Source organism: Sphingobacterium sp. JUb20 (genome assembly GCF_004342035.1).
In the GTDB taxonomy this organism is placed as follows: domain Bacteria; phylum Bacteroidota; class Bacteroidia; order Sphingobacteriales; family Sphingobacteriaceae; genus Sphingobacterium; species Sphingobacterium anhuiense.
Window position 1 is genome coordinate 176,202 of the sequence record NZ_SLYV01000005.1, and the last position, 26,683, is coordinate 202,884.

Annotated in this window: 26 protein-coding genes and 1 riboswitch; of the genes, 14 read left to right on the forward strand and 12 right to left on the reverse strand. The window is 35.4% G+C overall.

Features of this window, described 5'->3' with window-relative positions:
* Nucleotides 1–2: 2 nt before the first annotated feature.
* A complete protein-coding gene (locus EDF66_RS10170; protein WP_132842410.1) occupies nt 3–1,151 on the reverse strand; it encodes an efflux RND transporter periplasmic adaptor subunit in 1,149 nt (382 codons plus the stop codon).
* A gap of 453 nt (nt 1,152–1,604) precedes the next feature.
* A riboswitch (TPP riboswitch) is annotated at nt 1,605–1,698 on the forward strand.
* A 62-nt stretch (nt 1,699–1,760) separates the two neighbouring features.
* Here EDF66_RS10170 and thiM point away from each other — a divergent pair.
* The 5 genes from thiM (at nt 1,761) to EDF66_RS10195 (ending at nt 6,624) form a co-directional block, all read left to right on the forward strand.
* Nucleotides 1,761–2,555, forward strand: coding sequence for a hydroxyethylthiazole kinase (thiM, locus tag EDF66_RS10175; protein WP_207898580.1), 795 nt, complete (start codon nt 1,761–1,763; stop codon nt 2,553–2,555).
* Nucleotides 2,555–3,193, forward strand: coding sequence for a thiamine phosphate synthase (thiE, locus tag EDF66_RS10180; RefSeq protein WP_132842414.1), 639 nt, complete (start codon nt 2,555–2,557; stop codon nt 3,191–3,193). Before thiM ends, thiE begins: the two co-directional genes overlap by 1 nt.
* A complete protein-coding gene (thiD, locus tag EDF66_RS10185; protein ID WP_132842416.1) occupies nt 3,190–4,023 on the forward strand; it encodes a bifunctional hydroxymethylpyrimidine kinase/phosphomethylpyrimidine kinase in 834 nt (277 codons plus the stop codon). The genes thiE and thiD overlap by 4 nt, the downstream gene beginning before the upstream one ends.
* Nucleotides 4,010–4,660 carry a thiaminase II gene (gene tenA, locus EDF66_RS10190; protein ID WP_132842417.1) on the forward strand — a complete coding sequence of 217 codons (651 nt, stop codon included), beginning with the start codon at nt 4,010–4,012 and terminating at the stop codon, nt 4,658–4,660. The genes thiD and tenA overlap by 14 nt, the downstream gene beginning before the upstream one ends.
* Nucleotides 4,661–4,839: 179 nt before the next feature.
* On the forward strand, nt 4,840–6,624 hold the full coding sequence (locus EDF66_RS10195; RefSeq protein WP_132842419.1) for a DUF4091 domain-containing protein: 1,785 nt from the start codon (nt 4,840–4,842) through the stop codon (nt 6,622–6,624).
* A gap of 185 nt (nt 6,625–6,809) precedes the next feature.
* Here the strand turns inward: EDF66_RS10195 and EDF66_RS10200 are convergent, their stop codons facing one another.
* Nucleotides 6,810–7,754, reverse strand: coding sequence for an alpha/beta fold hydrolase (locus EDF66_RS10200; protein ID WP_132842421.1), 945 nt, complete (start codon nt 7,752–7,754; stop codon nt 6,810–6,812).
* Nucleotides 7,755–8,035: 281 nt separating this feature from the next.
* On the opposite strand from EDF66_RS10200, the gene EDF66_RS10205 reads away from it, so the two are divergent.
* The 3 genes from EDF66_RS10205 (at nt 8,036) to EDF66_RS10215 (ending at nt 10,244) form a co-directional block, all read left to right on the forward strand.
* Nucleotides 8,036–8,896 carry a LytTR family DNA-binding domain-containing protein gene (locus tag EDF66_RS10205; RefSeq protein WP_132842422.1) on the forward strand — a complete coding sequence of 287 codons (861 nt, stop codon included), beginning with the start codon at nt 8,036–8,038 and terminating at the stop codon, nt 8,894–8,896.
* 73 nt (nt 8,897–8,969) lie between these two features.
* Complete coding sequence (locus tag EDF66_RS10210) at nt 8,970–9,743, forward strand: CPBP family intramembrane glutamic endopeptidase (RefSeq protein ID WP_132842423.1); 774 nt, start codon at nt 8,970–8,972, stop codon at nt 9,741–9,743.
* Nucleotides 9,744–9,905: 162 nt separating this feature from the next.
* Nucleotides 9,906–10,244 carry a cupin domain-containing protein gene (locus EDF66_RS10215; RefSeq protein WP_132842425.1) on the forward strand — a complete coding sequence of 113 codons (339 nt, stop codon included), beginning with the start codon at nt 9,906–9,908 and terminating at the stop codon, nt 10,242–10,244.
* A gap of 22 nt (nt 10,245–10,266) precedes the next feature.
* Here EDF66_RS10215 and EDF66_RS10220 read toward each other — a convergent pair whose 3' ends face one another.
* The 4 genes from EDF66_RS10220 to EDF66_RS10235 all read right to left on the reverse strand — a co-directional run bounded on the left by EDF66_RS10220 (nt 10,267) and on the right by EDF66_RS10235 (nt 14,285).
* On the reverse strand, nt 10,267–10,797 hold the full coding sequence (locus tag EDF66_RS10220; protein ID WP_132842426.1) for a YdeI/OmpD-associated family protein: 531 nt from the start codon (nt 10,795–10,797) through the stop codon (nt 10,267–10,269).
* A gap of 37 nt (nt 10,798–10,834) precedes the next feature.
* On the reverse strand, nt 10,835–12,436 hold the full coding sequence (locus EDF66_RS10225) for a Na+/H+ antiporter (RefSeq protein WP_132842427.1): 1,602 nt from the start codon (nt 12,434–12,436) through the stop codon (nt 10,835–10,837).
* Between the two features lie 281 nt (nt 12,437–12,717).
* Entirely contained in the window at nt 12,718–13,587 is an 870-nt protein-coding gene (locus EDF66_RS10230; protein ID WP_165902416.1) for a hypothetical protein, read from the reverse strand.
* The gene (locus EDF66_RS10235; RefSeq protein WP_132842428.1) at nt 13,584–14,285 is read right to left on the reverse strand and encodes a hypothetical protein; all 702 of its coding nucleotides are present in this window, start codon (nt 14,283–14,285) and stop codon (nt 13,584–13,586) included. Before EDF66_RS10235 ends, EDF66_RS10230 begins: the two co-directional genes overlap by 4 nt.
* 290 nt (nt 14,286–14,575) lie before the next feature.
* On the opposite strand from EDF66_RS10235, the gene EDF66_RS10240 reads away from it, so the two are divergent.
* Nucleotides 14,576–15,409 carry a class I SAM-dependent methyltransferase gene (locus EDF66_RS10240; protein WP_132842430.1) on the forward strand — a complete coding sequence of 278 codons (834 nt, stop codon included), beginning with the start codon at nt 14,576–14,578 and terminating at the stop codon, nt 15,407–15,409.
* 248 nt (nt 15,410–15,657) lie between these two features.
* Here the strand turns inward: EDF66_RS10240 and EDF66_RS10245 are convergent, their stop codons facing one another.
* From EDF66_RS10245 to EDF66_RS10255, 3 genes are all read right to left on the reverse strand, one after another.
* Nucleotides 15,658–16,065, reverse strand: a complete 408-nt coding sequence (locus EDF66_RS10245; protein ID WP_021188118.1) for a hypothetical protein — start codon at nt 16,063–16,065, stop codon at nt 15,658–15,660.
* Between the two features lie 273 nt (nt 16,066–16,338).
* Nucleotides 16,339–16,905 (reverse strand): DUF1772 domain-containing protein, encoded by a 567-nt coding sequence (locus EDF66_RS10250; protein ID WP_206368349.1) that lies wholly within the window; start codon nt 16,903–16,905, stop codon nt 16,339–16,341.
* A 432-nt stretch (nt 16,906–17,337) separates the two neighbouring features.
* Nucleotides 17,338–18,504, reverse strand: coding sequence for an MFS transporter (locus EDF66_RS10255; protein ID WP_132842431.1), 1,167 nt, complete (start codon nt 18,502–18,504; stop codon nt 17,338–17,340).
* Nucleotides 18,505–18,609: 105 nt separating this feature from the next.
* Here EDF66_RS10255 and EDF66_RS10260 point away from each other — a divergent pair, with 105 nt between their 5' ends.
* From EDF66_RS10260 to EDF66_RS10275, 4 genes are all read left to right on the forward strand, one after another.
* Nucleotides 18,610–19,005 (forward strand): VOC family protein, encoded by a 396-nt coding sequence (locus EDF66_RS10260; protein WP_243656027.1) that lies wholly within the window; start codon nt 18,610–18,612, stop codon nt 19,003–19,005.
* Nucleotides 19,006–19,016: 11 nt separating this feature from the next.
* On the forward strand, nt 19,017–19,625 hold the full coding sequence (locus EDF66_RS10265; RefSeq protein ID WP_132842432.1) for an HAD family hydrolase: 609 nt from the start codon (nt 19,017–19,019) through the stop codon (nt 19,623–19,625).
* 132 nt (nt 19,626–19,757) lie between these two features.
* On the forward strand, nt 19,758–20,507 hold the full coding sequence (locus EDF66_RS10270; RefSeq protein WP_132842433.1) for a DeoR/GlpR family DNA-binding transcription regulator: 750 nt from the start codon (nt 19,758–19,760) through the stop codon (nt 20,505–20,507).
* Nucleotides 20,508–20,530: 23 nt separating this feature from the next.
* Nucleotides 20,531–21,448, forward strand: coding sequence for a sugar phosphate isomerase/epimerase family protein (locus EDF66_RS10275; protein WP_132842435.1), 918 nt, complete (start codon nt 20,531–20,533; stop codon nt 21,446–21,448).
* Between the two features lie 191 nt (nt 21,449–21,639).
* Here the strand turns inward: EDF66_RS10275 and EDF66_RS10280 are convergent, their stop codons facing one another.
* Nucleotides 21,640–22,158, reverse strand: a complete 519-nt coding sequence (locus EDF66_RS10280) for a ClbS/DfsB family four-helix bundle protein (RefSeq protein ID WP_132842436.1) — start codon at nt 22,156–22,158, stop codon at nt 21,640–21,642.
* Nucleotides 22,159–22,622: 464 nt separating this feature from the next.
* Between EDF66_RS10280 and EDF66_RS10285 the strand changes: the two genes are divergently transcribed.
* Nucleotides 22,623–23,258: a DUF4136 domain-containing protein gene (locus EDF66_RS10285; protein ID WP_132842437.1), complete on the forward strand. Its 636-nt coding sequence runs from the start codon at nt 22,623–22,625 to the stop codon at nt 23,256–23,258.
* 409 nt (nt 23,259–23,667) lie between these two features.
* Here the strand turns inward: EDF66_RS10285 and EDF66_RS10290 are convergent, their stop codons facing one another.
* Both EDF66_RS10290 and EDF66_RS10295 read right to left on the reverse strand, forming a co-directional pair.
* Entirely contained in the window at nt 23,668–25,128 is a 1,461-nt protein-coding gene (locus EDF66_RS10290; protein ID WP_243656028.1) for a glycoside hydrolase family 10 protein, read from the reverse strand.
* Nucleotides 25,129–25,214: 86 nt separating this feature from the next.
* Nucleotides 25,215–26,651, reverse strand: a complete 1,437-nt coding sequence (locus tag EDF66_RS10295) for a DUF4623 domain-containing protein (protein WP_132842438.1) — start codon at nt 26,649–26,651, stop codon at nt 25,215–25,217.
* Between the last annotated feature and the right edge of the window lie 32 nt (nt 26,652–26,683).

The following is a 26,683-nucleotide window of genomic DNA, read 5'->3' on the forward strand; positions in this document are numbered from 1 at the left end:
AATTAATTTTTCAATGAGTCTTGACTTATTACTTTAGGTTGAACTACAATTCCTTCTGTTAATTGGTCAATACTATTTACGGCTATTTTATCGCCCGCTTTTACGCCGGATTTGATGATATAATCTGCACCTGTTCTACCATTTATTTCAATAGGTTTCATTGCCACTTTATTGCTGTCAGCGAGGACATAAACAAAAAATTTGTCTTGAATATCTTTCACTGCTGCCATAGGTAGCTTGATTGCACTGTTCAGACTTTTAGTTAAAACCACGCGCGCTGCACCTCCTGAGCGTAAAATTTTATCTGGATTTGAAAATACCGCTTTTAGTGATATCGTTCCTGTGTTACGATCAATGTTACCACTTGCAATTTCAACCTGACCTTTTTGATTATATTTGTTACCGTCGGCCATGATAATCTCTACCGTGTTCATTCCGGCATCTGTTTTTCTATCATTCATAAAAGCAATAAATTTTGCTTCATTGAGGTTGAAGTAAACAAATACCTGATCGATTTCAGATAGACTTGTCAATGGATTGGCATCAGAGGGTGTGACCAAATTTCCGACCCTACTCGGAATACGGCCTATATATCCACTTACTGGTGCTTTGATAATTGCGAAAGCGGCGTTTAACTGTGAAGAGCTTACTGCTGATTTGGCTTGTGCCACCTGAGCACTTGCTGCATCATATTGCGCTTGAGCAGTTTTTAGCTGCAGGTCTGAAACAACCTTTCCCTGAACTAGCGGTCTTATTTTTTCTAATTCAATCTGTGCATTTGCCTGTGCAGCTAGTGCTGACTGTAACGAAGCTTTACTGTTGTTCACCTGCTCATTGAAGACATCACTTTTAATTTTAAAAAGTGATTGCCCCTTTTGTACATATTGTCCTTCCTTCACATATGTCACTTCTAGGTAACCGGAAACTTGTGCTCTAATATCGACATTGACTGTTCCCTCTATGGTACCAGGATAAGTTTCTACAATCGTAGTCGGAGACTCTTTTAGCTCAATGAAATCAGCAGGAACAGCCTGTTGTTCATACGATCCATCTTGTTTTTGTCCGCCACATGAAATAAATAATAAACCGAAAGCAAATACGGCTGTATATAGATTGAAATTGTTTGTTGCTTTGAATTCTTGCTTTACCATTTTTTTATGATTAAAATTTCAAATACAAATAACAGAAGATTAGATGGTTTAAGAAAGAAATAATTGACTGAACTGGTGAAAATAGCTTCTGAACCGAAATAGTTATCTACTGAATCATCACGATGTAAATTGGTAAGTATAGCCGATTTTTTTTGTTTTGATACGATAAAATTAGAATTAAGTCTAGTAAAAATTAGGATGTTAAATTTAAAATTATCGAGAGCAACAGCTATATTATTTTTATTTAATGTAACAGCAGTTTTGTAATTTATTGCTTTCTGTTGATGGAATTTTTTGTGATCAGAATGGTTTTTAATGTCAAAACAATCAATGTGTTGTGTTTTTTTACAATTATGACATGTGATTTTTTATAGATAAACTCAACATAATAATTATTATTTCAAAATGTCAATGTTCATGCGATGGGAATGAATGTTTATATTTTATATCTTTGTTATGCTTTAGGGGTATTCTAAAAAAGAATTGAGAGAGTCCCTTTGAACCTGACACGGCTAATACCGACGTAGGGAAAAGCAATACAGTACACCTGTGCTGTTTTGTATGTGGTTTTTTCCTAAAGCATTCAATCTTTTATTAAATGAAATGAATATGGAGAAAACACTTTGGATGCATATCCAACAAGTAAGAGCACAATCGCCACTCGTACATAACATTACTAATTTTGTCGTCATGAATAATACTGCCAATGCCTTATTGGCTGTTGGAGCTTCACCTATTATGGCTCATGCTAAAACTGAAGTAGTCGAGATGGTCACTATCAGCGATTCACTTGTTATTAACATAGGAACATTAGATGAAGTGTGGTCAGAATCTATGTTATTGGCCGCAAATACTGCTTCTCAATTAGGGAAACCTTGGATTTTAGATCCTGTTGGAGCGGGGGCGACATCTTATCGCGATCATATTCTAAAAGAATTGCTTCGTGAAAAACCAACTGTCATAAGAGGTAATGCATCTGAAATTATTGCACTAAACAAATCTAATCTTATAAAGACGAAAGGAGTGGATAGTACTTCTCAAAGTGGTGAAGCAGTTAAAGCCGCATTAGATCTTCATCGACAATATGGTTCCGTTGTTTGTATTTCTGGCGAAACTGATATTGTGATTTCTGGGAGTCAGGAGATTCATCTAAAAAATGGACATCTTTTGATGACAAAGGTAACCGGGTTAGGATGTTCTGCAAGTGCGATTGTTGGAGCCTTTATAGCTGTAATCGCCAATAAAACAGAGGCAGTAACTGCTGCAATGGCTCTCATGGGAGTAGCTGGAGAACTAGCTGAAAAGGAAAGTGATGGACCGGGTAGTCTGCAGGTTAAACTTCTTGATAAGCTATATAACATCACTGAAACTGAATTTGGGAATACATTAAAATTTAGCATATAATGGATTTCGATACTTCTTTTCCTTATCAGTTATATCTTGTGATTTCAGAGCAGGATTGTCGTGGAATAAATTATCTTCATGTTGCGGAGCGCGCTATTATTGGTGGTGTAGATATTATACAGCTTCGAGAAAAAGAGCTAACGACACGTCTTTACTTGGCAAAAGCCCGCCAATTGAAAGAGATCACTGACAAATATGGGATTCCTTTAATCATCAATGATAATCTTGAAGTGGCCCAAGAATTGGGTGCGGCTGGTATTCATGTAGGTAACCATGATATTTCTCCTAGTCATATTAGAAAAGCTTGGTATAGCCCAAGACCTCTGGTCGGTTATTCTATTGAAAATCTTGAACAGTTGAAAAATGAGCAGATTCCATTATCCGATTACTTGGGTATCAGCCCTGTATTCAATACTGAAACCAAAAAGGATACCATCACAGAATGGGGCTTAGAAGGTATTGTGAATATTCGACAACGAACAGATAAACCGTTGGTTGCTATTGGCAATATCCATATACAAAATGCTCGTCGTGTTATAAAGGCTGGTGCCGATTGTTTAGCTGTAGTGTCTGCGATATGTGGGAGTGAAAATCCAGAAAAAGCAGCATTTGAACTTAAAAATGAAATTTTAAAATGAAAAAATACCGATACCCAACTACGCTGACGATCGCAGGTTTCGACGGAAGTGGCGGAGCCGGAATACAAGCGGATATCAAAACTTTTTCGGCATTAGGATGCTATGCTACCTCGGTATTGACAGCATTACCTGTGCAAAATACGATGGGGGTCCGAAAGATTTATCCCATAGCACTTGAAGCTGTAGCAGATCAGATTGAATCTATTATGGACGATGTCTTTCCTGATGCCATAAAGATTGGAATGGTCCATACACCACAATTGGTTATTACAATTGCGCAGACGCTTCAGAAATATAAAAAAGTACCCCTTGTATTTGATCCTGTTATGGTTGCTACTAGTGGCCACCGGCTTATTGAGGAACAAACTATTGCAGCAATGATCGACCTACTTTTCCCCTTAGCAGATTTAATTACACCGAATATGGATGAAGCCGGTATACTGGCCAATGCGAAAGTAGAAACATTAGAAGATATGTATGTTGCAGGGGAAAGTATCCTAGCATTAGGTTGTGAGCGCGTCTTGGTAAAGGGGGGGCATCTGGAGCAGGATACGCTGCAATCTATATTATTTGATAAAAATTGCCCTCCCGAAATATTTAAAAGTAAAAAAATTAAAACAAAGAATACCCATGGTTCCGGGTGTACGCTGTCATCTGCAATAGCCGCTTATCTGGCACAGGGGCATACGATATCTGAAGCAGTTTCTTTAGCGCAAAACTATGTTTTTGTGGCAATAGAGCAAGGGGCAGATGTACAATTAGGAATGGGCAATGGTCCTTTAAATCATTTTTTTAATCCTCAAAAACAAATTAAATATGAATTGGTCTGAACAGGTTTGGAATAGTATCTCAGATAAATATCAGTCTATATTAGACATGCCTTTTATAAAGGAACTTACGACAGGAAATTTGCCTAAAGAAAAATTTCAATTTTATATGACTCAAGATTCGCTTTATCTTGAACATTTTGGTCGAGCATTAGCCCTTATTGGTGCTCGAGCACATGATGTTCAAGATGCGCTATCCTATATGCGTTTTGGAGAAAATGCAATTGTCGTGGAAAATGCCTTGCACGACTCTTATTTTAAGGATTTTGGTGTTACCGAGAAAGGTGATATTCAGCCTGTTTGCCATCATTATGTGCATTACCTAAAAAGTACAGCAGCGCTAGATCCTATAGAGGTTGGGATGGCAGCAACTTTACCCTGTTTTTGGATATATAAAGAAGTGGGGGAGTTTATTGCCAGACAAGAAAAAGTAACTGACAATCCTTACCAAAAATGGATTGATACATACGGAGGAGAAGATTTTGCTATTTCTGTACGGCAAGCTATTGCTATGTGTGATCAAGTAGCCGCGAATACGACTGTTGCTATTCGTAATAAGATGAGTGAAGCATTTGTTTTAGCATCTAGACTGGAGTACCAATTTTGGGAAGCCGCTTACGATCAAAAGGTCTGGAATTAACGTGTTGATAAAAATGAGCAAACGTTTGTTCTTGTTTAGCATTTGTATACATCTTAAAATTTAATTAGTTTGCTTCATATTGTGAAAATATATTTTGTGATTACTTATTAAATATTCTTGTTTAAAAAGTAATCACATCCTTATGGTAAATCTGAATTGAAAAAATAAGTTATATAAATATGAGCTTTAAGAATAAAACTTTAGCGTCAGCACTTCTTGTCGGAGCGTTATGGAGTATACAAACGGTAAAGGCACAGACGCCTGCCTTTGAAATGGTGAATTTTCAAGAAATGGCGGATCCAACGAAAGATGCATTGTCTGACTGGTCCACGGTTAAAAAAGGCTTACATAGCTCATTCGTAACAATAGATAAGCGTTATCCTAAATCGCTGGTTCCTGATTTAGAGAAGAAGTCTAGCGATGCAGTGGTTGGCTGGCGTGGCGAACGTGTTTCATCACAAGTGTTATTATGGACGAAAGATGCCGCGCCGGATGTCAAGGTGACTATATCAGATTTCAAAGGTGCAAAGGGTGCTAAAATGTCTTCAAATGTTGCTTCAGCACGTTTCGTTCGGTATGTAATGACTGACGAATTTGCCGCTGGCTGTGGATATCGGAAGAAAGAGGATTTTGCTTCTTCATTATCACCAGATATGTTAGATGATCTAACAGCATTCGATCTGGAAGCTAGTAAAGTACGTCCTGTTTGGCTGACGGTGAAGATCCCGAGTGATGCTAGCCCAGGTGAATATGAGGCTAAAGTAAGTATCGCAAGCAAAGGCAAGGTTACTGACCAATTAACATTAAAAGTTACTGTATTAGAAAATATATTGCCTAAGCCAAGTGACTGGGTCTTCCATTTGGATCAATGGCAACATCCGTCGGCCGTAGCACGTGTGCATGGTTTAGAAATGTGGAGTGATGCTCATTTTGAAGCTATGAAACCTGTTATGAAAATGTTAGCTGATGCAGGACAGAAAGTGATCACCGCAACCATGAACAAAGATCCATGGAATGTGCAGACTTATGATCCGTATGCTGACATGATTGTTTGGAACAAAAATGCAGATGGTACTTGGGCTTACGATTATAAAGTATTTGACCGTTGGGTTCAGTTTATGATGGACCTAGGCATTAAAAAAATGATCAATATTTATTCGATTGTCCCATGGAATAATGAAATACATTATCGCGATGTAGCAAAAAATGAAGTTGTCAATGTTGTTGCAAAACCAGGTACACCCGCATTTGAGGAATTATGGACCCCTTTCCTAAAGGATCTTGTAAAACATTTGGATTCAAAAGGCTGGTTGGGAATTACAAACATCGCCATGGATGAACGCACAAAAGAAGAAGTTGATGGTGCTTTATCTCTTTTGAAGAAGGTGGCGCCAACTTTAGGCGTTTCTTATGCGGATAATCAGAAAACGTATCAGCGCTATCCTGACAGTAAAGATATTAGTATTGCTGCAAATCATCCCTTTTCTCATGAAGATTTGCTAGATCGTAAAAAAAGAGGTTTGATTACTACTTTTTATGTGTATTGTGGCAATAATTTTCCAAATCAATTTACGTTTTCAGATCCTGCAGAATCCGCTTATATGGGCTGGTATGCTGAAGCGGCAGATTTTGATGGATTACTGCATTGGGCATTCAACTCATGGGTAGAAAACCCAATTTTAGATTCCCGATTCCGTACCTGGCCCGCTGGCGATACCTATATTGTGTATCCAAATGGGCGAAGCTCGATCCGTTATGAAAGAACACTCGAAGGTGTTCAGGATTATGAAAAAGTGCAAATCGTCAAGAAAGCGCTTAAGGAGAAGGGATTGACTGAGGATTTGAAGCGTTTCGAAGCGGCGATCCAGAAGTTAAATAGTGCAGAAAGAACTAAAGTTTGGAATTCAAATCTAAACGAAGCTAAGGCCCTATTGAATGAGCTATCGATTAAGATAACGAACTAATTGTAAATTCATATTAGCACTTGTTTTTGCGACTGCTATAATCATTATTTGTAACCCTCCGGAATAAGAGTTTCGGAGGGTTTTTTTTTATATTTTCGGTTTTTTGATTTTATCCTTATGGCTAATGTATGATCTTTTGTTTTGGTCAGATCAGGTCGTTATTTATAAGCTGATGATGGTTTGATCTAGTTACTGGGTTTAGAGGATCGTAAGGTACTGTTATATATCGATATTAAGGCTTCTGCAACCAGCTTTGGATCCTGTTGATGAATACCATGACTGTATTTTGGAAGTAAGATCAGCTTGCTGTTATGGTTATTTTTTATCATCTCAGCATAGTGTTCTATACGAAGTTGATCGAGTTCTTTCCACCACGGGATTAAGTTGATACCCAAGTTTAGCTCTTTATTCATCTTTGTTTCGTATTGTTCGATATGCTTACTGTATGCAATCATTACGGTAACTGGAATGTCAGGTAGTGGTGGTAAAGAAGTGTAATTTTTGAAAAAATGTGGCGTACTTTCATTCAGTTCTCTCTCTGCTTCATGTCGGAAACCTGTCGATGTGGACGGGTCTTTAATGATATTTTGAAGGTTTATATTCAAAAGTTCCTGATATCCTGTTTTACTTCCTGTTTTAAACTTTACTTCATCATCCTCTTCTTTGGTCAGCATAAAATCAGTTGGATCTATGAAAAATAAACCAGCTATTTCTTCAGGGTGTTTTGAAGCAAACAAACGAATAAATGGCCCGCCTATTGAATGTCCAACTAGGAGGTAGGGTGGGCTTATTTTTAAAGTAGTCAGTAAGTCGTGAAGTCTTTTTACGACATCGGCATCGGTTTTTACTGCACTATCTAATTCAGATTCACCTATTCCGTTTCTATCGTAAACAATACCTGCAAAATTATTCTGAATAAATGGAAATAAGCTTCCATTACTTCCTCCAGAAGAACCAAGTCCACTCTCAAATACAACAATCGGTTCACCGATTTTTCTATTTTCAAGTCCAAATGTACGATAAGCCATTTTTTTATTGTTAATGGACACCAATTTTCGTTCCGATACCTGAGCTAAGACTGAGGATATTGCAAAAAAGGTAATGAGGAAAACAGCAGCGATTAATTTCATAAGTGATTATTAAGGGTAAGATACTTATATGTTTTTTGTAACGGTTTAATTATAGCTGAATTTGAATGAAATATTTCATTTTGTCTAGCGGTGTTCGGTAAATACCATTGAATCAGCGGTAAATGTCCATATTAATCCTGTGGAAGGAGTAAATCATCGCTATTACTTGTAGACATGATGAAATGAAGGAGCATATATAAAAATTAATTCTCAGTGTTGGATTTGTTTGTGTTATTAAACTTTTAGATATTTGGTTATTACCATTTTTAACAAAAATAGCGATGATATTAGATGTTGCTTATCCAGACAGTGAATCACATCAAGAAATTATTTTAACGTCAACACTTGTAGGCATCTTATTCTATGTGTTATTGATTATTTATCAGCCTTTTGGAACTAGCCAGTTTGAGCATACCTATAAATATTTGTTATTATTTCCATACGCAGTAATGACTTCATTTTCATTTTGTACTGTCAATCTTTTATCCTTGCAGTGGAAAAAGAAATGGACAATAGGTTTGGAACTATTTAAGGCTTTTTTAATTTTATTTCTGATTTCAATATTTGCATACTTATATAATTCATTGTATTTGAGTGAAGTGCAGCTCTCTGTTGAAAATTTTTTGTATATGTTTGCTTACACTGCGGCATTAGGAATTCCAGTTTCATCTATTTATATCTTGGCACGATTTATTTACCTCAATAATAAAGATCGATCTAATGAAGTGCGAGAGAACTATCAACATATTGAAAAAACAGATAATTGTATAGAAGAGGAAGATAATTTGAAACTATGTATTGTTTCCGACTATGCTAATTTTCATCAGGAAATGGATGTTGATGATTTTATTCTTGCAGAGGCTGCCGATAATTATTGTATCCTGCATTTTTATGAAAAGGGTATTCTAAAAAAAGAAATGGTCCGGATTTCTTTGACTAAATTATTGGATCAGGTCGAGTGTGACACGATACAAAAAGTGCATCGCTCCTTTATTGTTAATTTAAGAAAGGTGACGAAATTTAAAGGGAATACTGCCGGATATAAAATATCATTAGAAAATATAGATAGGGAGGTCACGGTTTCGAGAAATTATATTACTCCGGTTATTCCTCTTTTAAAAGAGTTTGCCGTTCGTCCCTAATATTTGCTAACGACCACTTTGTTTTTCCATGGTGTTTTAAGTCGCCTATATTCGTAATTATAAAAAAACAACTATGGACAGATTAAGATTTTATTTAGTTTTCATTATTGGGTTTGTAATTTACTTTTACATTGATGCCAATTTCTTTGCCTTAATACTAAAAAGTGTATTCTCAGTGACGCATTCAAAAGCCTTGGGACATGTTACGGCATATATGATAACATTGATACCTTTATTTATTACCGTCGGGATTCTTCATAAAGATTATCGACATATTCCTGAAAAATTGGGTTTATCCAACAGTGTATCTAGGGGTATTTCCTTTGCTGTAATAGCGACATTACCCATGTTGATTGGTTTTATATTCAAATTTGACTTGAACAAGGCACTTTCTTTTGATACTATAATTATCAATACAATCTCCGCTGCTTTTTTTGAAGAACTGATTTATCGTGGTTTTCTTTTTGGACAATTATACCGGTATACACAACTAGGTTTTTTTCCTTCTGTATTTTTAGGTTCATTATTATTTGGATCGGCGCATTTATATCAGGGTAATGATATCGGCGAGTTGATCCAAATTTTTATGTTGACATGTTTAGGTTCGGTTTTATTTTCCTGGATCTATGCTGAATGGAAGTTTAATTTATGGACGGCAATTTTTTTACACTGCTTTATGAATTTGTATTGGCTTATTTTTGATGTCGATACCAATGCTTTGGGGGGAGTTTATGCCAATGTTTTTAGGTTTTCAACCATTTTCATAGCAATTGGAGGTACTGTTCTGTATAAAAAATATAGACAGATTCCTTTGGAAATAACCAAGAAAACTTGCTGGATAAAATAAAGAGTTTGTGATTTCATTATTTGGGAGTGCTGTCAGGGTCTTTGACCTACAACATCAGGGTTATGCTTTGACAGTACTTTTAATAATATTCAAAGAAACTTTTTTTTAGAACGAATCATTCCTATATTTAGCGTAAGACGTATAATAAAAGCAGTTTGGCATATGAAAAATGAATTATTTCACTTTGAAAATGAAAATGATTGGGAAGATTTAGGAGGAGGGGTTAAGAGGCAAGTTGCGGTACATAATGAATTTATGATGCTCACTAAGGTTCGATTTGATGAAGGCGCTAGGGGCGAATTGCATCAACATCGTCATACACAAATTTCATACGTTAAATCGGGCGTATTTCATTATACTATTGGTGATGTTGTACATGTCATGAAAGAAGGGGATAGTTGCATCATTCCTGGAAATATAGTACATGGTTGTGAGTGCATATCTGCTGGTGAACTAATCGATTCTTTTAATCCTCCACGTGAAGATTTCCTACTAAAATAGGATTTGATAATCAACTATGCTGCTAAATCTCATCTCGGTCTCCTTTAATATTTAAGGTTTTCCGACCAATAAAAGGGCCTTGCCCCATTAAAAAATTTATTGCTTTTGCAATATTCCTGTTGATACTTTCTTCAGTTTTTAAGAATGAAATATATTTAATAATTTCTAATTTTAAGGATGGGGTAAGTTCATTGAATCGTTTTTCAGCGACCTGATTGTTTTTTAATGCATATACCAATTTGGGGTGCGGAATTATAATTCTTGATGCAGTATCGAGCTGTATAGTCAGTTGTAAAAGTTCACCGATTCTTTGGGGTGAATTTTTTAACATTGTTGTATTTATATAGAGTCGCCATTCTCCTTTAAATCTTAACAATGTCTGGTTATAATCTGTATTATTTACCCGACCTTTTACTGGAATCTTTCCTTTTTCCTTTTGGGCTCTTCTTAATATTTCAGATAAAACCGTCTGGGGTAAAAACACAAACGGATTTATTCCGATAATTTCTAATTTAGCTTCAAATGAAAGCAATTCTTTATTTTCACTACTCATGACCCATCTTGAATTATACTGAAAACAATATGTTTTTCTATTTGCGTTTTAATCTGGATTCTTCTAAATCAAGTGTATATTCCAGATCTTTGATAATGCTACTGTCGTAGTGTTTTTCTTCTCGCAATTTGTAAAGTCCATTTCTTCTAACGGCAACTATTTCTAGCATAATTTTATTATAAAGACTTCTTACGGCAGTCAACTGTGCACGCCTATCTTCCAGTTTAGCATTTTCAGATACATGGATACTTCTCTGTAATTGTTCTTTAATTCTTGCAATTGTTTCGTATTCTTCCATCTCCTTGCTGTAGTTGCTATCCAGATAGGCAATGGAATCTTTTGCCAATTGAACCCGAATCTCGTCAATCTGATTCTCTATAGGTTCTTCCACATCCACATCATCCATCTTTATTATTTTGATGAGAATAGGGAGTGTCAGTCCTTGAAAAACTAATGTAATTAAGATGACAACGAAGGTGATAAAGAGAATTAAATTACGGTGTGGGAATGGATCTCCATTATTTAGTGTTAATGGTATAGCCAATGCTGAAGCTAGTGATACTACACCTCTCATACCTGCCCAACCTACGACAAGGGGTAATTTCCAGCCTGGACTTTTCTCTCTTGATCGGATCTTTTTAGATAGCATGCGAGGTAGATATTCTGAAAGATATACCAGTATTATTCGTAATACAATAACAATAGCGCTAATAATGAGCGCATAATTTATAGCTTCCTCTTGTGAATATTGACCTAGTCCTGCTACAATAACAGGTAATTCTAAGCCAATTAAAATAAATACGAATCCGTTTAGTAAGAAACCTAATGTAGCCCAGACTTCCTTGGTTTGAATTCGGGTATGATGATTTAAGTAATCGCCTGAACGAAATGATAGAAACAGTCCGCCACTCACAACAGCAAGTACACCCGACCAATGAAAATGCTCAGCAACAAGATACATGATGTATGGGGCGATTAATGTGATCGGAGTCGAAATACTTGAAGATTTTGCAACATAGCGTAGAAATAAATATAATATATGAGCTACTGCTAAACCTACGATAACACCCATAATTGATAATATGACAAATTCCGAAGCCGCCTTTTGAAATACAAATTGGCCAGTAAGAATTACCGCTATGGCAAACCTAAATACAGTCAGAGAGGCTGCATCGTTTACCAAGCTTTCTCCTTCTAGCAGTGTTAATCCTCGTTTAGGAATCTTGACACCTTTTAATACTGATGTCGCAGCGACAGCGTCTGGGGGAGAAATAATACCGCCCAATAAAAATCCTAACGCCAAAGTAAACCCCGGAATAATATTTACGGAAAAGTAGGCGATAGCAATAGATGTAAAAAAAACTAAACCAAAGCCTAAGCTCATAATGGATCTGCGCCATTTCTTCAAACTATCCCAATTGGTGTACCAGGCAGCTTCAAATAGCAGTGGAGGTAAAAACACTAAAAATACCAAATCAGGATTGATACTGATCACGGGCATGCCTGGAATTAGCGAGATGCCTAAACCTCCAATGACCAATAAAATGGGATACGAAATTTTGATCCTTTGACTTACTACAAATAGCATCGCCATGACAAAAAATAGCGATAAAACTAATAGGACATTCTCCTCTACCATAAGTTCTTTTTAATAATTCTTAATGCACAATTGTATCCAGGTTATAAAGGTAAAACATTTCGTTTTATTGTATCTATTTAGACGCCTAAAAATAAACTGTATTTATATTTTGTTATAAAAGCGGGAGCTAGATTCCGCTATTAATGATTTATTTGATCCTGTTGACCACCTACAATTCTGAATTATTCGAATTTTATAAAGGATGTTAGAACTATGAAATTCTTTGATTCGCTATTTTAATGACGTTTTATTTAGTAAGATTGTTTTCGCCAATTAGTAGGCTATTGTTTTTGAAATATTTCATAATTAAATTTCAAAACATTTAAATTCCATAAGGTTAGCGTTTGTGTTGCAGTCAATTGTTTATCAGCTTCGCTTATGATTAATTCATCACGGAATGAACGGATATATTTTGACCAATGCTCACCTTTAGAATCTTTTAGCAAAAAATAAAAACCTGCATCACCAAAACGTTGACCAGACGAATTTAATACTAATTCACCATTTACGCCAACTTTAGGAGCCATAATAACGGTGGCATTACCATGAGGTAATGGGAAAATAGCTTTTACACAATACCGGCCACTTGGCAATTGACAGATCCCATATGCTCCAGAATATATTCCTTTGCCAGTTGATGCAATTTTTCTGAGCCAGAATATATATTTAATTTGGTTCGTTTTGGCATCCAAAAGTCTTACTATTTCGCTTGTAATAGATTCCGAATTATGCATATCATAGATTGGGATATTTAATTGATTTAACCTATTGCTGAATAATTTTTTTAACAGAAATCCAAAAACTTTAAAAAAAGAATTCCATTTTACTGAAACATTTAGATCATAATGTCCTGTTCGTTCATAAAAATCAATCACTTTAGCTGATAATCGGGCGTATTCATGCGGAGAAAAATGAAGTTGGCTCATTGTTGGTATCAATCCATGCATTTCGGATGGAGTATCAATTCTTAGATTTTCTAGCTTAGCAAGTTTATCGATGTAGTTCTTATCAATTGCTTCCAAATTACCAAATGGACCCATTAACCAGTTATCATTTTTTGAGTCAATTTTTCGACCGGATAGAATTACCCATTGTTGTGTAATCCAATCTTGAATCTTTTGCATCGGATGGGCGAAACTTATTTTGATCATAGAAGAGGTATGAGGTTATTACGTCCATTCCATTCACCAAATTCAGATAAAGGCTTAAATCGCAAAGTTGTAAATTCAAAGTGAAAATCTTTGCGTTTTCGTTCCTTCATTGCATCGACATGTCTTGTCGGAGCATGAACATTACTATGCCCTAAAACCATATCAGTCATTTCTTTTTGGGATCTCCAAATTGAAAATGTAGAAACAGTTCTCGGGTGTCTTATCGATGCCAAAGAAAAAGTAGTGCCGGGATGATCACGGACCAGTTTTTCTACGGGTTTGCCCCAGCGTATAAATCTTGGAATTTCAAATAATTTCATGCGAGCTAAGGTTACTGCTACAACGGGGCTATCAAGAGGTTCGAGTTCAAGTGTTACTTCCGGAATCTGGAATTTAGTTATTTCCCCCCATTGCCTTAGAAAAATTAATCGTGTGTGCCATCCTTTGGACAATACTCTCCCAAATTTGTTTTCGATTAAGAACTGGTCAACCGATGCTTCATCGTTCCACTGTGCGAATACAGCAACCTGTTTAGAAAAAAGTCGAGAAGGAGATGTGATGGCAGAGCCTAATGTCATTGCTGTCATACATTCCATATGAATTAATCCCGAATTATGAAATGGCTTAGGCGGAAATAAAATGGCCTTTAAAGCTGATAAATAGGATGTTTTTACTAAATGGTATGTAAATATGCTCATAATCAAAAATAAGTTTAATTTATCTTATTCCTGAAGAGTAAAGGTGTATTAGATAAAATACTAAAAAAAACTTACTGTTGCCTGTGTTTTTGTTCATCTTATGTAAAAGCTAAGTTAGCTTTGAAAAATAAATTGTAGATAAGAATCTGTAGGAAACCAACTGGTTAACCATATCAAATCCAACATTGTTCCTGTAATTTTTTGTAATTTAGCCTTAACCAAGGTGGGAAAATTATAAACGGGCATAAGTCATAATTTAATGAATGATTGTGTTTTTTAACAAAACTTAAATGGAAACTGAAGATAACTATATTGAAATAAATAAACATTCATGGAATAATAGAACTGATACGCATTTAAAATCAGAGTTCTACAATCTTGAAGGATTTTTAAAAGGAGCAAGCTCACTAAATCCAATAGAAATAGAATTACTCCGAGATATTGAAGGTAAAAGTATTTTACATCTGCAATGTCATTTTGGGCAAGATACCATTTCATTAGGTCGACTTGGTGCGAAAGTTACAGGTGTTGATTTATCTGACAAAGCTATTGAAAGTGCAAAAAGAATTGCTTTAGAAACAGATTCAGATGCCCAGTTTATTTGCTGTGATTTGTACGATTTAGAAAATCATTTAGATAAGCAGTTTGATATTGTTTTTACAAGCTATGGTACCATAACATGGTTGCCTGATTTAGAGAAATGGGCAACATTAATTTCGCATTTTTTGAAGCCAGAAGGAAAATTTATTTTTGTTGAGTTTCATCCAGTTGTTTGGATGTTTGATGATAATTTCGATAAAATTGGTTATAATTATTTTAATGTGGCTCCCATTGTGGAAACAGAAAACGGAACCTATGCAGACAAAGGTGCCGCTATTTCTCAGTCTTATATAACTTGGAATCATAGTATGAGTGAGGTTGTAGGCAGTCTGCTTAATCACGAAATGGAAATAGTGGGTTTTCAAGAATACGATTATTCGCCTTATGATGTTTTCAATAACATGATTGAGTTTGAACCTAAAAAATACCGTATTAAGCATTTGGACAATAAAATACCGATGATTTATTCTATCGTTGCAACTAAGAAAAAAAACCGTAACAAATTTTCTGAAGCTATTCTTTAAGATATACTTTTAAAGAATAGCTGTGATACATACCCTATTTTCAAATACCGGGAGAGTAAGGTTTGAGAACTCTATTAACCTGTTGTTATATAAATTGTTTCGGCTTGTAAAGCGAAATTTATGACCTTTTCCGCTATTTTGATTATTATAATATTTTCCATATCATTTATTGTTCAGGCCTTTACTTGAAATAGTCATGAATAGCTTTTGCCAGCAGTAAGGATTAAATCCTTTCACGGAGATCCAAATTATAATTTTACGATCCCTTTTTCAATCATTTCTAACATTACTGGTGAAGCATTTTTAAATGTAGGGGGCTGTTCTGTAAGACTTCCTGCATTTTTTTTGTTGATTTTAAATGTTAGATCCATTTCGGTAGTGAAAAGCAAAGCAGTTATAAAAGGATTTTTAAGGTATGAACTTAAAATTGTCAGTGCTTCATCAAGAGTGTGAAAGCTCTCAATTTCTTCTGTTTTGTATCGCAATGTTAAGGCAAGTTTATACCCTCCGGTTTCTAAAATATGAAGACGGACATAAATATTTTTAAGGTCAGTATCTCCAATTGTTTTGGCCAAGGTAAGTTTTGCAAAAGTTCCTTGATTGATACTTAATTTTACGTGTTCATAAAATTCAACAAAAACAGTTTGATATGGCATTTTAATATAATTTAAACTACAAAATTACACTAAGTAGATGATAAATAGCTCCTTTTTTTACAAAAAGGCAGTAAATTTAAAATTAGTCTATTAATTATAGTCTTACAATTGAAAAATTAGGAGAGTAAAAATGTACAGTTTGTAATAAGGTCATGTGTTAAAATTAAATATCTTCAGTTAGTATTTCTGTTTTAGTTAGTAGCGGATCTTGCTAATTGCTGTATAAATAGTGTAATTGTTGATAGGATATTGTCTCTTTTATACGGATCTAAATCAGTCGTTTAGGAAAGTCAAAGCTATGACCAGACAGACGAAAGCTATGAATGAAGCTAATGTCCTTATATTATTCCAAAACAGCCAAGGCTTTTCAAAGATAACTCTCATTTTCTGTAATGATTCTTCCGATGCTTTTGAGATATCAAATAGTTCTATTTTATTATTCAATGGCACATTCCGTACAGCTGTAATGCCGAATACACCGATTACATAACTTATACATGAAAAAAATATCAGAAGAAATTTAGGCGAATGAATATCGAAATACATGATCGAAGATATAATAAGTGAAAATAAAGTGCCGAAAAAACTAATATAAAAAATGGAATTTAATACTTCTTTATTAATACTTTGCATTGCAGTTAGGTATTCCTTATTATTTAGTTTGGCAAGACCCAGATTCACTGAAAATGTATATGCAAAAAAGAAACCCGACATTAGACCAGATAGGATTGTTGTCACTGCTAATAATTCTTGTGCATACATAAATGAGTTAAATTTGTTCTGATTAGATGTGTCTTCTTGTACTTTTATTTTGAGAAAGTTATATCTAAATATATCCATAATAATTATATTTCAAAAATTGGATTTGCAATTCCATCTAATTTTCAACTGAGATTGGAGGAAAATTTGAGATTTGTCTCTTCATAGCGCAGTTCAAGATCGAATCGGCAACTTTACTTCTGGAGTTATTATCAATAATTAAAAGGGCTAACTTTCATTAGCCCCTTTATGTTGGGAGTTTAACTGCATCGTGATTTTTATGTTTACAACCGTCTTCTTTTTTGGTTCCCATAGCTGGTTTATTACACCTAGGTTAAGAAAACTATTTTACAACATCTCTATTCGATCAGTTTTTACAGCTTTTAGTTTTAATGTGACAGTGTTTTTTATCAGTTAACAAAGAATTTAGAAGTGTACAATTACTATAAAATATTGTTTTTTAATAACGCTAAGGTCAATGTTAATTTCATGCAGGTATCACCATTTTTGTTTTTATTTACGGAAAAAATATAAGACCGCAATTAATACCATTAAAGACGCTGAAAATAAAAATGCGACTTCAAGATTGAATTGATGAGCAATTAATCCTAAGATAGCAGGCCCCATAAGTTGACCTGCATACCCCATGGTTGTTATTGCTGGAATACTTACAGATGTAGGGACTGTCGGTATTCTGCCAGCCTCACTAAAAAACAAGGGGACAAGATTTGCAGAACCTATTCCTAACAATAGAAAGCCGAAAAGAACGAAAGGCATCCAGATTGAATAAATAGCTATTATCAACCCTAGAGCTGCTAGCAGGCTACCGCCAATGACCATTATTTTTGTATTTAATTTTTCAACCAAACGATCCCCCATTAATCGCATGCTAGCCATAGCAATAGAGAAAGTGGCATATCCAGCTCCGGTAAATTCGACATCAATATCTTTGATATCTTTTAAAAATACAGCACTCCAGTCTAGCATAGCGCCTTCTGAGAGAAAGCTGGCAAAACATAGTAGACCAAAAAAAAGTACGTTTCTATTAAAAATCAGTTTTTTTGAACTGTGTTCTAGCTGTTTTTCTGGTTTATGTATAATCTGAGATTTTTGTTCTGTAGCATGATCAAATAAACAGTTGAATTGACTAAGTACAATTAAACACAACAGGAGTGCTATTGAAATTGCTGCTATTTGAGGAATCAATCCCATTTTAATTAAAAATCCTAAGCCAAGGGATCCAAATAGGCCTCCCAAACTGAAAAGACCATGTAATGAAGACATAATCGGACGATTATATTTGTTTTGAACTAGTATACCATGCGAATTCATCGCAACATCTATGGCGCCAATACTGGCACCAAAAATAAATATACACAATGCCATTAGTGAAGCTGATGAAATAATCAGTAATAGAGGTAGTGTAAGAGCAATGATTGCTGTTGTACATAGAATCACAATTTTATTGCCATAGCGTTTTGATAAAAGACCTGTTATTGGCATCATAATTACGGCACCCAAGCCAAGAAATAAAAGTAATAATCCTAATTCGGCCTCGTTAATATCCAATCTTTCCTTTACATATGGTACCATTGGTGCCCAGCTTGAAATTGCTAATCCACACACTAAAAAAATGAATTGGGTTGCTCTTTTTGCTTTTTTTGTTTGATTTTCTATCATTATTATTTTTCTAAATTAATTTTCTAATACTTCATATTGTTTTGCAAACATATGCAAATTTATATAAATTTGCATATTTTTGCAAAACAATTAAACAATAATAAGATGAACATGAAAATTGAACACATTGGAATTTGGGTAGATGACTTGGAAAAAATGCGCAACTTTTACCTGACTTATTTCAACTTAGAATGTAGTGAGAAATATAAGAATTTAAAAAATGGCTTCACATCATATTTTCTTAAGTTTGGTACTTGCGTTACGCGCTTAGAACTTATGAATAGACCCGATATTCTTGATGAACCGTCAAAAAGAGGTTTTAACAAAGGAATTGCTCATTTTGCTATTTCAATAGGGGGAACTGAGGCTGTTGATCTGTTGACAGAAAGGTTCCGAAATGATGGTTTTACTATTGCAAGTGAGCCGCGTACTACAGGTGATGGATATTATGAGAGTGTAGTGCTGGATCCGGAGGGAAATTATTTAGAAATTTCGGCTTAAAGATAGAAATAATGATAAAAGCTGTAATTTTTGATATTGGGGGCGTTCTTTTAGATTGGAATCCTCGCTATGTATATCGTGATATATTTCCTCAAATTGATCAAATGGATTGGTTCTTAGAAAATGTCTGTTCTACAGATTGGAATCTGCAACAAGATAGGGGAAGATCATTTAAAGAAGGAATGTATGTGTTAAAAAAGCAGTACCCCAACTTTGAAAACGAAATCGATGTATTCTGGAAAAGATGGCCGGAGATGCTAAAAGGTGAAATTATTGGTACTGTTGCAATTCTACAGGAGTTAAAAAAATATTATGAAGTCTATGGTTTAACGAATTGGTCTTCCGAAACGTTCCCATTAGTTAAAAATAGATTTGACTTTATTGCAGATTTTGATGGCATTATTGTTTCTGGTGAAGAAGGGTATATTAAACCCGATGAAAAGCTCTATAAAATTTTGTTGGAAAAATATAATTTACGGGCAACAGAATGCATTTTTATAGATGATAACTCCGAAAATATAAAGGCCTCCGTAAAACTTGGATTTGTTGCCATACATTTTACAAATTCAATAGCATTAACAGTGGAATTGAAAAAATTGGGGATACAGGGCATTTTGTAGCATTATTATATTTAAAAATTGGTTTGCAATTTTTTGCGAATTAAAATTTTAATGCATATTATTGCAAATGAAGTTCTGTTAGAAATAATAGAAAATCCTGTTGGCAAATCTTTATATCAGTAAGTAGTAGCTATGTTAAAAGAAAAACGATTTGAATTCATACTAAATCAACTCGAAAGTGAGGAGATGGTCAGCTATGAAGTATTAGCAGAAAAGCTCGATGTGTCCGAAGATACTGTTAGGAGAGATATTGATCATTTGCATAAAATAGGTCTTTTATCTAAAGTGCGTGGTGGTGCAATTCAACGTTCTAAAAATCCGCTTACTTTCGAAGATCGAAACAGCTATTTAAAGAGTGAGAAGGATGTTATTGCACTTAAGGCACAGCAGTTTATAAAGGAAGAAATGACTCTGTTTATGGATGGGGGCACAACAATATGTGCCATTGTTAACTACCTGCCTACTGATATTAAGCTTAGAATTATAACAAGCAATGCCATGCTTATTCCAATTCTAGAAAACTATCCCAATATTGAATTGATTTTATTGGGGGGAAAATATCATAAACAAACAGCAAGTACAGTTGGGCAGACAACCTGTAATGAGGCAAGAAGTTACATTGCAGATCTTTATTTCATGGGGACATGTGGGGTTGATTCGAAATTTGGTATATCTGCTGTCGTTAAAGAAGATGCAGAAGTTAAATTGGCAATGCTTGCATCGGCAAAGAAAGTTTTAGCTCTTGCAAATCAGGATCGTTTAAGAGTTACAGAGTCTTTTAAAGTATGTGATGTAGAACAAATCGATGTATTGATTACCAATTTAGCTACTACAGATAAGAGCTTAGACGAATTTAGGCACCAACCGATAACATTGGTTTAAGACAAAAAAATAAAACTTAATATATGAAACTTAAATTTTTAACCTGTTCACTTCTTTTTGCTGTGACAGGTATGGGTATTACTTTCAATAACGTACAGGCGCAAGAACAAATAAGAACAAAAGAAATTGGTTTACAGTTATATTCTGTTAGAAGTATGATTGGAAGCCATGTTCAGCCGGACACTTATAATGCTGATTATTTATCCGTTTTACAAAAATTGGCTAAGATGGGTTATACATCTGTTGAGTCTGCTGGATTTAAAGACGGAATGTTTTATAATACCACACCGCAGGTCTTCAAAAGTAATGTTGAAAAAGCAGGTATGAAAGTTCTTTCTTCACATGCTTCGAGAACCTTAACGAAAGAGGAATTAGCGACCGGTGATTTCTCCAAAGCCTTAGGGTGGTGGAGAGAGACTATTATAGCACACAAAGCTGCGGGCATTAAATATATTGTTACCCCATGGTTAGATTTACCAAAGACAATAAAAGATCTCGATACTGAATGTCAGTATCTCAATGAGATTGGTCAGCTTTGTCGTGAATATGGTATTAAGTACGGATATCATAATCATGCCCATGAGTTTGAAAAAGTAGAAGGAAAAGTGGTTATGCTTGATTACATGATCGAACATACAAAACCTGAAAATGTTTTTTTTGAAATGGATGTATATTGGACGATCATTGGAAAAGCAAGTCCTGTAGATTATTTTAAAAAATATCCAGGAAGATATGCTACTTTGCATATTAAAGATCACCGTGAGATTGGCCAGAGCGGTATGGTAGGTTTTGATGCTATTTTTGCTAATACCGATATTGCAGGTGTTGAGAATATATTTGTAGAGCTGGAAGAAACAACTGCCGACCTGGAAGTTGGACTAAAACAAAGTATAGATTATCTACTTAAGGCACCATTTGTAAAAACAACATATCAAAAATAATTCTATCTGTAATTATTTCATAAACAAAGCCTTGTTTCATTTAACTGAAACAAGGCTTTGTCTTTATTATTTAATTCAAAGTATTATTTTATATGAGCGCTTGGTTTTGTATCTATTTATCTTCCCTGTTGATAGAGTCTTCCTATTTTAAGTGTCATGTTATTTTACAGCAGAAGAGTTTTTTAGTTTTTTCATAACTCTTGATCTTGACGCTTATTGATCCACTTGCGAAGACGTCCTCTAGCATATGTATAGGGGGAAGCGGTATTGAACTGGATCATCCTGCCCAGCGTCCATTTCTCATACCAGGCTTCAGCATATAATTCTTCATTGCTTTTGCTCTCTACGAAAGATATTAGGTCTTTTACTGTTTTGTCAAATTTTTGAATCAAGATCTGGAAGTTATCCTCTTCAAAGTCCGAGTAAAACTTTTGAGCCAATTTGCCTAGCTCATTCCATCTGTAACCGGTTTCTGGAAAATCTACAGGTAGGTTATCGGTTCTCTTTTTGTTCCATTTCAGGACCAGCTGTCCCCATCCTATAAGATAAGCTAAAAGATTGTTGACACTCATCATTGATCCTTTGGCATGACCCTCAAGTTCTTTTAAGTCGCTAAGCTCGTCTGGTATATTTTTAAGTTCACTGTACAACTTATCGTAATTTGCTGTAATCGCGTGAAGTAATTCTTCTTTTGTTGTAGGAATTGGCATTGGGAGTGTTCTTGAGAATCAATTTACAAAAAAATCTAATATTTATAAGAAATTATAACTCTACACTTAGAAGGCAGTTTTTTAAGATGATTCTAGCTGTGAAAGCAGTAAAGGTTTTCTTGATAAGCTACTGATTAATATCCTCAAATTAATTCTTTCCAGTTCTGATAATTTTCAATCGATCTATTTTTATTGGACTGATTCATAGAAGCACTGTTAGAACCAGATTATATAATCATAATACTATCCCTGCAACAAGTGTTTTATTAATTTTAATAATAGTTATAAAAGTATTAAACAAAATAGGCTTAAATTCTGTTCTTATATTGAAATATAGGTATCGAAAAAGGATAGTATGAAATATTTATTTCAGAGTAAGTTTTATATGTTAGTTCTAGAAGCCCAGTTTATGTTGTGTTTGTCGCATTGAAAATTTAGTATAAAAGAAATTAAAAACAACAATTATGAAAAAGTTAATTTTACAAATTTGCGCAATAGTGCTTATCTTGTCCAGTTGTTCCACCAGCAGTATGATTACAGGATCTTGGCGTGATCAATCTGTCGATCTGAAGAAGTACAGCAGAATATTTGTCGCAGTTATGACAGACAATGTACCTGCTCGTCAGAAGGTGGAAGATGAAATCGCTTCATCTCTTACATCACTTGGGTTGACCAGTGTAAAAAGTATAGATGTCTTCCCGCCCAATCTTGCAAGTATGGAACCCAAGCGTTCAGATCTAGCGATGCAGAAAGTGGCCGGAACAAATAGTGATGCCATATTGACCATTGCTTTGATTGATTCTAAGTCAGAATCAAGATACATTCCGAATGTTTCAGTTTACCCAGCGAACACTTTTGGCTATTATAGAACATTTGGTGGTTATTATGATTTTTGGTACGGTAACCTTTATAACAATGGCTATTATACTACAGAGAAAACTTATTACATCGAAACAAATTTATATGATGTGAGCACAGGGAAACTCGTCTGGTCGACCCAGTCCGAAAGTTATAATCCCGGTTCTTTGGATAGTTTTCTAGCAGGCTATAAAAAAGCAATGGCCAAGCAGTTAAAGAAAGATAATTTAATTTCAAATTAGCAAATAATGATATTACTCGTAGAAATACTTAAAGTTTGATCATCTTATACGAGTAATTACTTATTTTATCAATAAATTTTAATCTGTTTTGAAATTGAAAATTTGATCAGCAGGTCATTTTGTTATCGACGCACAGGTTTGTCCTGAACAGTCACGATAGAAATCAAAACCTTTTACTCCAGCAGAAATGTTAAATATAAATTTGCAATTGGATAGAGAAATAAAATGGTTAGGGTGACTTCTAACCTTATTATAGGATCAATACTTTCAATAAAAAAAACAAGAATCCAACTCGATGGCTAGTTAATTATTCATGACAGATTGAACTCAATATTATGTTAACAAAAATCCCAAAATCACATGATGAAAAATGTGTTTTTGGGATTTTTGACATAATTTTAATATTGCTTTATTTTTTCTCTACGAAAGAAGAGGGTTTGCTTTCTTGATTATCCTGATTAAAAGTGGATACACTGTAAAAACCGTTTTTAGTAATCATATGATTATTATCTTTTGTAATCGCTAAAACTTCTCCTACTGCTTTTAAATTTTCGAAATAATAAACTACAGATTTTACATCTCCAGATAGGGTCCATTTCAGTATACCGCCTTCAATTCTTACATTTTGTGCTTCACCGGGCAAAGCGGCTACGGCTCTGCCAACAAATGGACGAACAGCAGGGTTCTTATATGTTTCTGCTAATTTATCTGTTATACCAATCCGATTGTCCATTATATATTTTGCACTGTACATGGCATTGCCAACTACTTTTTTTCGAGTTCTTGTCAGGTCAATTTGTTTTTGCAGCTCTGCTGTTGACTGAAAAGCTGCTGGATTAGTAGCATCTCCGAATTTATAGAATCCGTGACCGATAACCAGTGCCGCTTTGTAATTATACTGATGCCAAAAGCCTAAATTAGTTTTAAAGTCGTTAGAGGCATTTCCTATTTCCTGATAGAGCTGTGGAATAACAATATCGACCCACCCTTCTTGACACCATTTGGTTACATTTGCGTAGAGTGTATTCATATTATAGGCATTACTTGGTGCAGGTGATACAGAAAATGCAACATCTGGTTTTGTAAGAATAATTACATCATAGACCGCTTTGATGGCTTTGTCGACATTAGCTCTTCTAAAATCTCCAATTGTCTTCTCTCCGGCACCGTATAAAGCAAAATCCGGTTCATCAGAAACCATTGTTCCGGCACTGGAAGGGTCTGGATAAAAGTAATCATCGAAGTGAATTCCATCAACATCATATTTTGAAATAAGCTCCTTGACAATATCCGATAAACGCTGGCGTACTTCCGGTAGTGCTGGATTATAGATCTGAATCTTTTCATGACTGATAACCCAGTCCGGATCAATAGTAGCATGTAAGGTAGGGTAGGGCTGTGTGGTACCAGCTCTCGTACCTATTCGGTAAGGGTTCATCCAGGCATGGAATTCAATATCACGTGCATGAGCTTCGTCAATCAAAAATTTGAGCACATCGTAACCTGGGTCTTTTCCTCTTGTTCCAGTAATAGCAGCACTCCAGGGTTCGTATGCAGAATTGAAAAAGGCATCTCCCATTCCTTTTACCTGAAAGTAAATGGTGTTGATATTTAAGGTTTTGAATTTATTCAGATAAGTGATGTATTGCGCTTTTTGAGCACTTTCCGAATAAACACTCTGAGGCCAGTCCAGACCCCAAGCTGTCGTCATCCAGACGGCTCTCATTTCTTTCCTGGGAAACAGCGGGCCCTCCTCAACAGGCGGCTCTATCGGTTCAAGTGTCCGATCCGAATCTTTGGAACAGCTAAACAGCAATGCTGTAAAGCACAACAGCAGGGTAGCATATATAACATTTTTTTTTATCATCATTTAATAGCTTATAGTTGATTTTAACATTATCAGTTCATGGCTGTGATCCGACTCGTAAACCGAGCCGGATCACAGTTCTTTTTAAACTAATCTTCAAGTTCTTTTTTCGGGACCTCAATGATTACAAAGCCCGCATCACTGGCCGCCGTGTAGATCAATAAAGATTTATCCTTACCTGCTTCATCTTTGACCACAGACCATCCTGTTTGTGTAGCAGGAGAAGTATTAACCGGACCCAGTAAAGGATAATCGTAAACGGCCTTCCGATCAGATTGTTCGAAAGCCGTCAGTGCATCAACAATATTGTTTCCTTTTGTAATATTATACAGGGAGAGCGCAGTGGGCTCGGAACCTGTACGTGCCGCTGTAGTTGTGAGCAAATATCTTTCGCCATTAAATTCAACCACTCTGCTGTCTGAGCTTCTGACCGGGATTGCGGTACGGGATAGGGTATAGGAAACAGAGCCGCCGCTGTTTACGGCCATGATAGGTGCATCGTGCCCGGTAAAGAGGTAATCATCTGTTTCACCGATCTGATTAAAAGAACTCCATGATCCAACATTCACTGCGGCAGTAATAACAAACGGATCCCCAACAGTGGTGTAATTGGAAACTTTCAGTCTCAAGACTTTAGTGCCCGCATTGTCCCCAAGAAAAATATAGCCATTGCCGTTTTTGTCCAGATTGACAGACATATTATCGCCATGACGGACCCCGGCGCCACTAATTTTGCTGACATCAATATTTGCCACTGTTTGAGGTGCCGCAGCAGGATCTGTCCAATGGTAGATTTTTATTGGACTTACAGCACTGGCACCCGATAGATTTGCAATGTAGGTATGGCCATTAACGATATCACCGACGTTAACGGTGAAAGTTCCCAGAGTCACTCCAGTCATATTCAAGGGGATCCTGTTGATGACATTCTTTTTAAGATCACTTACTTTTAATAAATGAGAGCCGGAAGCATGTCTAGTGACAATAAGGACATGCTCGCCATCAAAACCGGTACCGCGTGTGAGCGCACCTGTAAAAGTTTCATAAATCGGATTGCCCAGCTCATTGTTCGTATAATCATAAACAGCTGATTTTGTGAAATCGGCACCATAAACAGGGATTTTCAAACGTACTTTGACTAGATACTCCCGATACCTGGGGCTATTGGTTACTTTGAGAACCACCGTACTTTCACTTTCGCCCTCTTTGAAGGGGAGGGCATAGGTGTCCTGCTCTAAAATGGCTCCATCTGACATACCCGCTTCAAATTTAATGGCAGATAGATCTGTTTCTGGATCAATCCGTGGAAAAGAAACTGTTTTGGTGTTTTCATTCACGACACCTTCTATAATTTCATTACCCGATTTGCCCGCATTTACAATCTTTATTGATTTTAAAACTGTTATTTTATCCGACTCTACATTGTCCGGGAAATCATCTTTACATGAAGACAAGGTGTTGAGGGAAATGAGGCAGATACATGTTGCCCAGAACCCTATTTTTGAAATATTAAATATAACTTTCATCTCTTTCTTTTTAATAAACTACAGGTAAATGC

Excerpts from the sequence above, each read along its gene's own strand:
- EDF66_RS10215 (WP_132842425.1), top strand. The coding sequence starts at position 9,906 with ATGAAAAATGAATTATTTCACTTTGAAAATGAAAATGATTGGGAAGAT.
- EDF66_RS10210 (WP_132842423.1), top strand. The coding sequence starts at position 8,970 with ATGGACAGATTAAGATTTTATTTAGTTTTCATTATTGGGTTTGTAATT.
- thiD (WP_132842416.1), top strand. The coding sequence starts at position 3,190 with ATGAAAAAATACCGATACCCAACTACGCTGACGATCGCAGGTTTCGAC.
- EDF66_RS10235 (WP_132842428.1), bottom strand. The coding sequence starts at position 14,285 with ATGAGCATATTTACATACCATTTAGTAAAAACATCCTATTTATCAGCT.
- EDF66_RS10200 (WP_132842421.1), bottom strand. The coding sequence starts at position 7,754 with ATGAAATTAATCGCTGCTGTTTTCCTCATTACCTTTTTTGCAATATCC.
- EDF66_RS10290 (WP_243656028.1), bottom strand. The coding sequence starts at position 25,128 with ATGATGATAAAAAAAAATGTTATATATGCTACCCTGCTGTTGTGCTTT.
- EDF66_RS10270 (WP_132842433.1), top strand. The coding sequence starts at position 19,758 with ATGTTAAAAGAAAAACGATTTGAATTCATACTAAATCAACTCGAAAGT.
- EDF66_RS10250 (WP_206368349.1), bottom strand. The coding sequence starts at position 16,905 with ATGGATATATTTAGATATAACTTTCTCAAAATAAAAGTACAAGAAGAC.
- EDF66_RS10225 (WP_132842427.1), bottom strand. The coding sequence starts at position 12,436 with ATGGTAGAGGAGAATGTCCTATTAGTTTTATCGCTATTTTTTGTCATG.
- EDF66_RS10205 (WP_132842422.1), top strand. The coding sequence starts at position 8,036 with ATGATATTAGATGTTGCTTATCCAGACAGTGAATCACATCAAGAAATT.
- EDF66_RS10170 (WP_132842410.1), bottom strand. The coding sequence starts at position 1,151 with ATGGTAAAGCAAGAATTCAAAGCAACAAACAATTTCAATCTATATACA.
- EDF66_RS10265 (WP_132842432.1), top strand. The coding sequence starts at position 19,017 with ATGATAAAAGCTGTAATTTTTGATATTGGGGGCGTTCTTTTAGATTGG.
- EDF66_RS10255 (WP_132842431.1), bottom strand. The coding sequence starts at position 18,504 with ATGATAGAAAATCAAACAAAAAAAGCAAAAAGAGCAACCCAATTCATT.
- EDF66_RS10275 (WP_132842435.1), top strand. The coding sequence starts at position 20,531 with ATGAAACTTAAATTTTTAACCTGTTCACTTCTTTTTGCTGTGACAGGT.
- EDF66_RS10240 (WP_132842430.1), top strand. The coding sequence starts at position 14,576 with ATGGAAACTGAAGATAACTATATTGAAATAAATAAACATTCATGGAAT.
- tenA (WP_132842417.1), top strand. The coding sequence starts at position 4,010 with ATGAATTGGTCTGAACAGGTTTGGAATAGTATCTCAGATAAATATCAG.
- thiE (WP_132842414.1), top strand. The coding sequence starts at position 2,555 with ATGGATTTCGATACTTCTTTTCCTTATCAGTTATATCTTGTGATTTCA.
- EDF66_RS10285 (WP_132842437.1), top strand. The coding sequence starts at position 22,623 with ATGAAAAAGTTAATTTTACAAATTTGCGCAATAGTGCTTATCTTGTCC.
- EDF66_RS10245 (WP_021188118.1), bottom strand. The coding sequence starts at position 16,065 with ATGCCATATCAAACTGTTTTTGTTGAATTTTATGAACACGTAAAATTA.
- EDF66_RS10260 (WP_243656027.1), top strand. The coding sequence starts at position 18,610 with ATGAACATGAAAATTGAACACATTGGAATTTGGGTAGATGACTTGGAA.
- EDF66_RS10295 (WP_132842438.1), bottom strand. The coding sequence starts at position 26,651 with ATGAAAGTTATATTTAATATTTCAAAAATAGGGTTCTGGGCAACATGT.
- EDF66_RS10220 (WP_132842426.1), bottom strand. The coding sequence starts at position 10,797 with ATGAGTAGTGAAAATAAAGAATTGCTTTCATTTGAAGCTAAATTAGAA.
- EDF66_RS10230 (WP_165902416.1), bottom strand. The coding sequence starts at position 13,587 with ATGATCAAAATAAGTTTCGCCCATCCGATGCAAAAGATTCAAGATTGG.
- EDF66_RS10195 (WP_132842419.1), top strand. The coding sequence starts at position 4,840 with ATGAGCTTTAAGAATAAAACTTTAGCGTCAGCACTTCTTGTCGGAGCG.
- EDF66_RS10280 (WP_132842436.1), bottom strand. The coding sequence starts at position 22,158 with ATGCCAATTCCTACAACAAAAGAAGAATTACTTCACGCGATTACAGCA.
- thiM (WP_207898580.1), top strand. The coding sequence starts at position 1,761 with ATGGAGAAAACACTTTGGATGCATATCCAACAAGTAAGAGCACAATCG.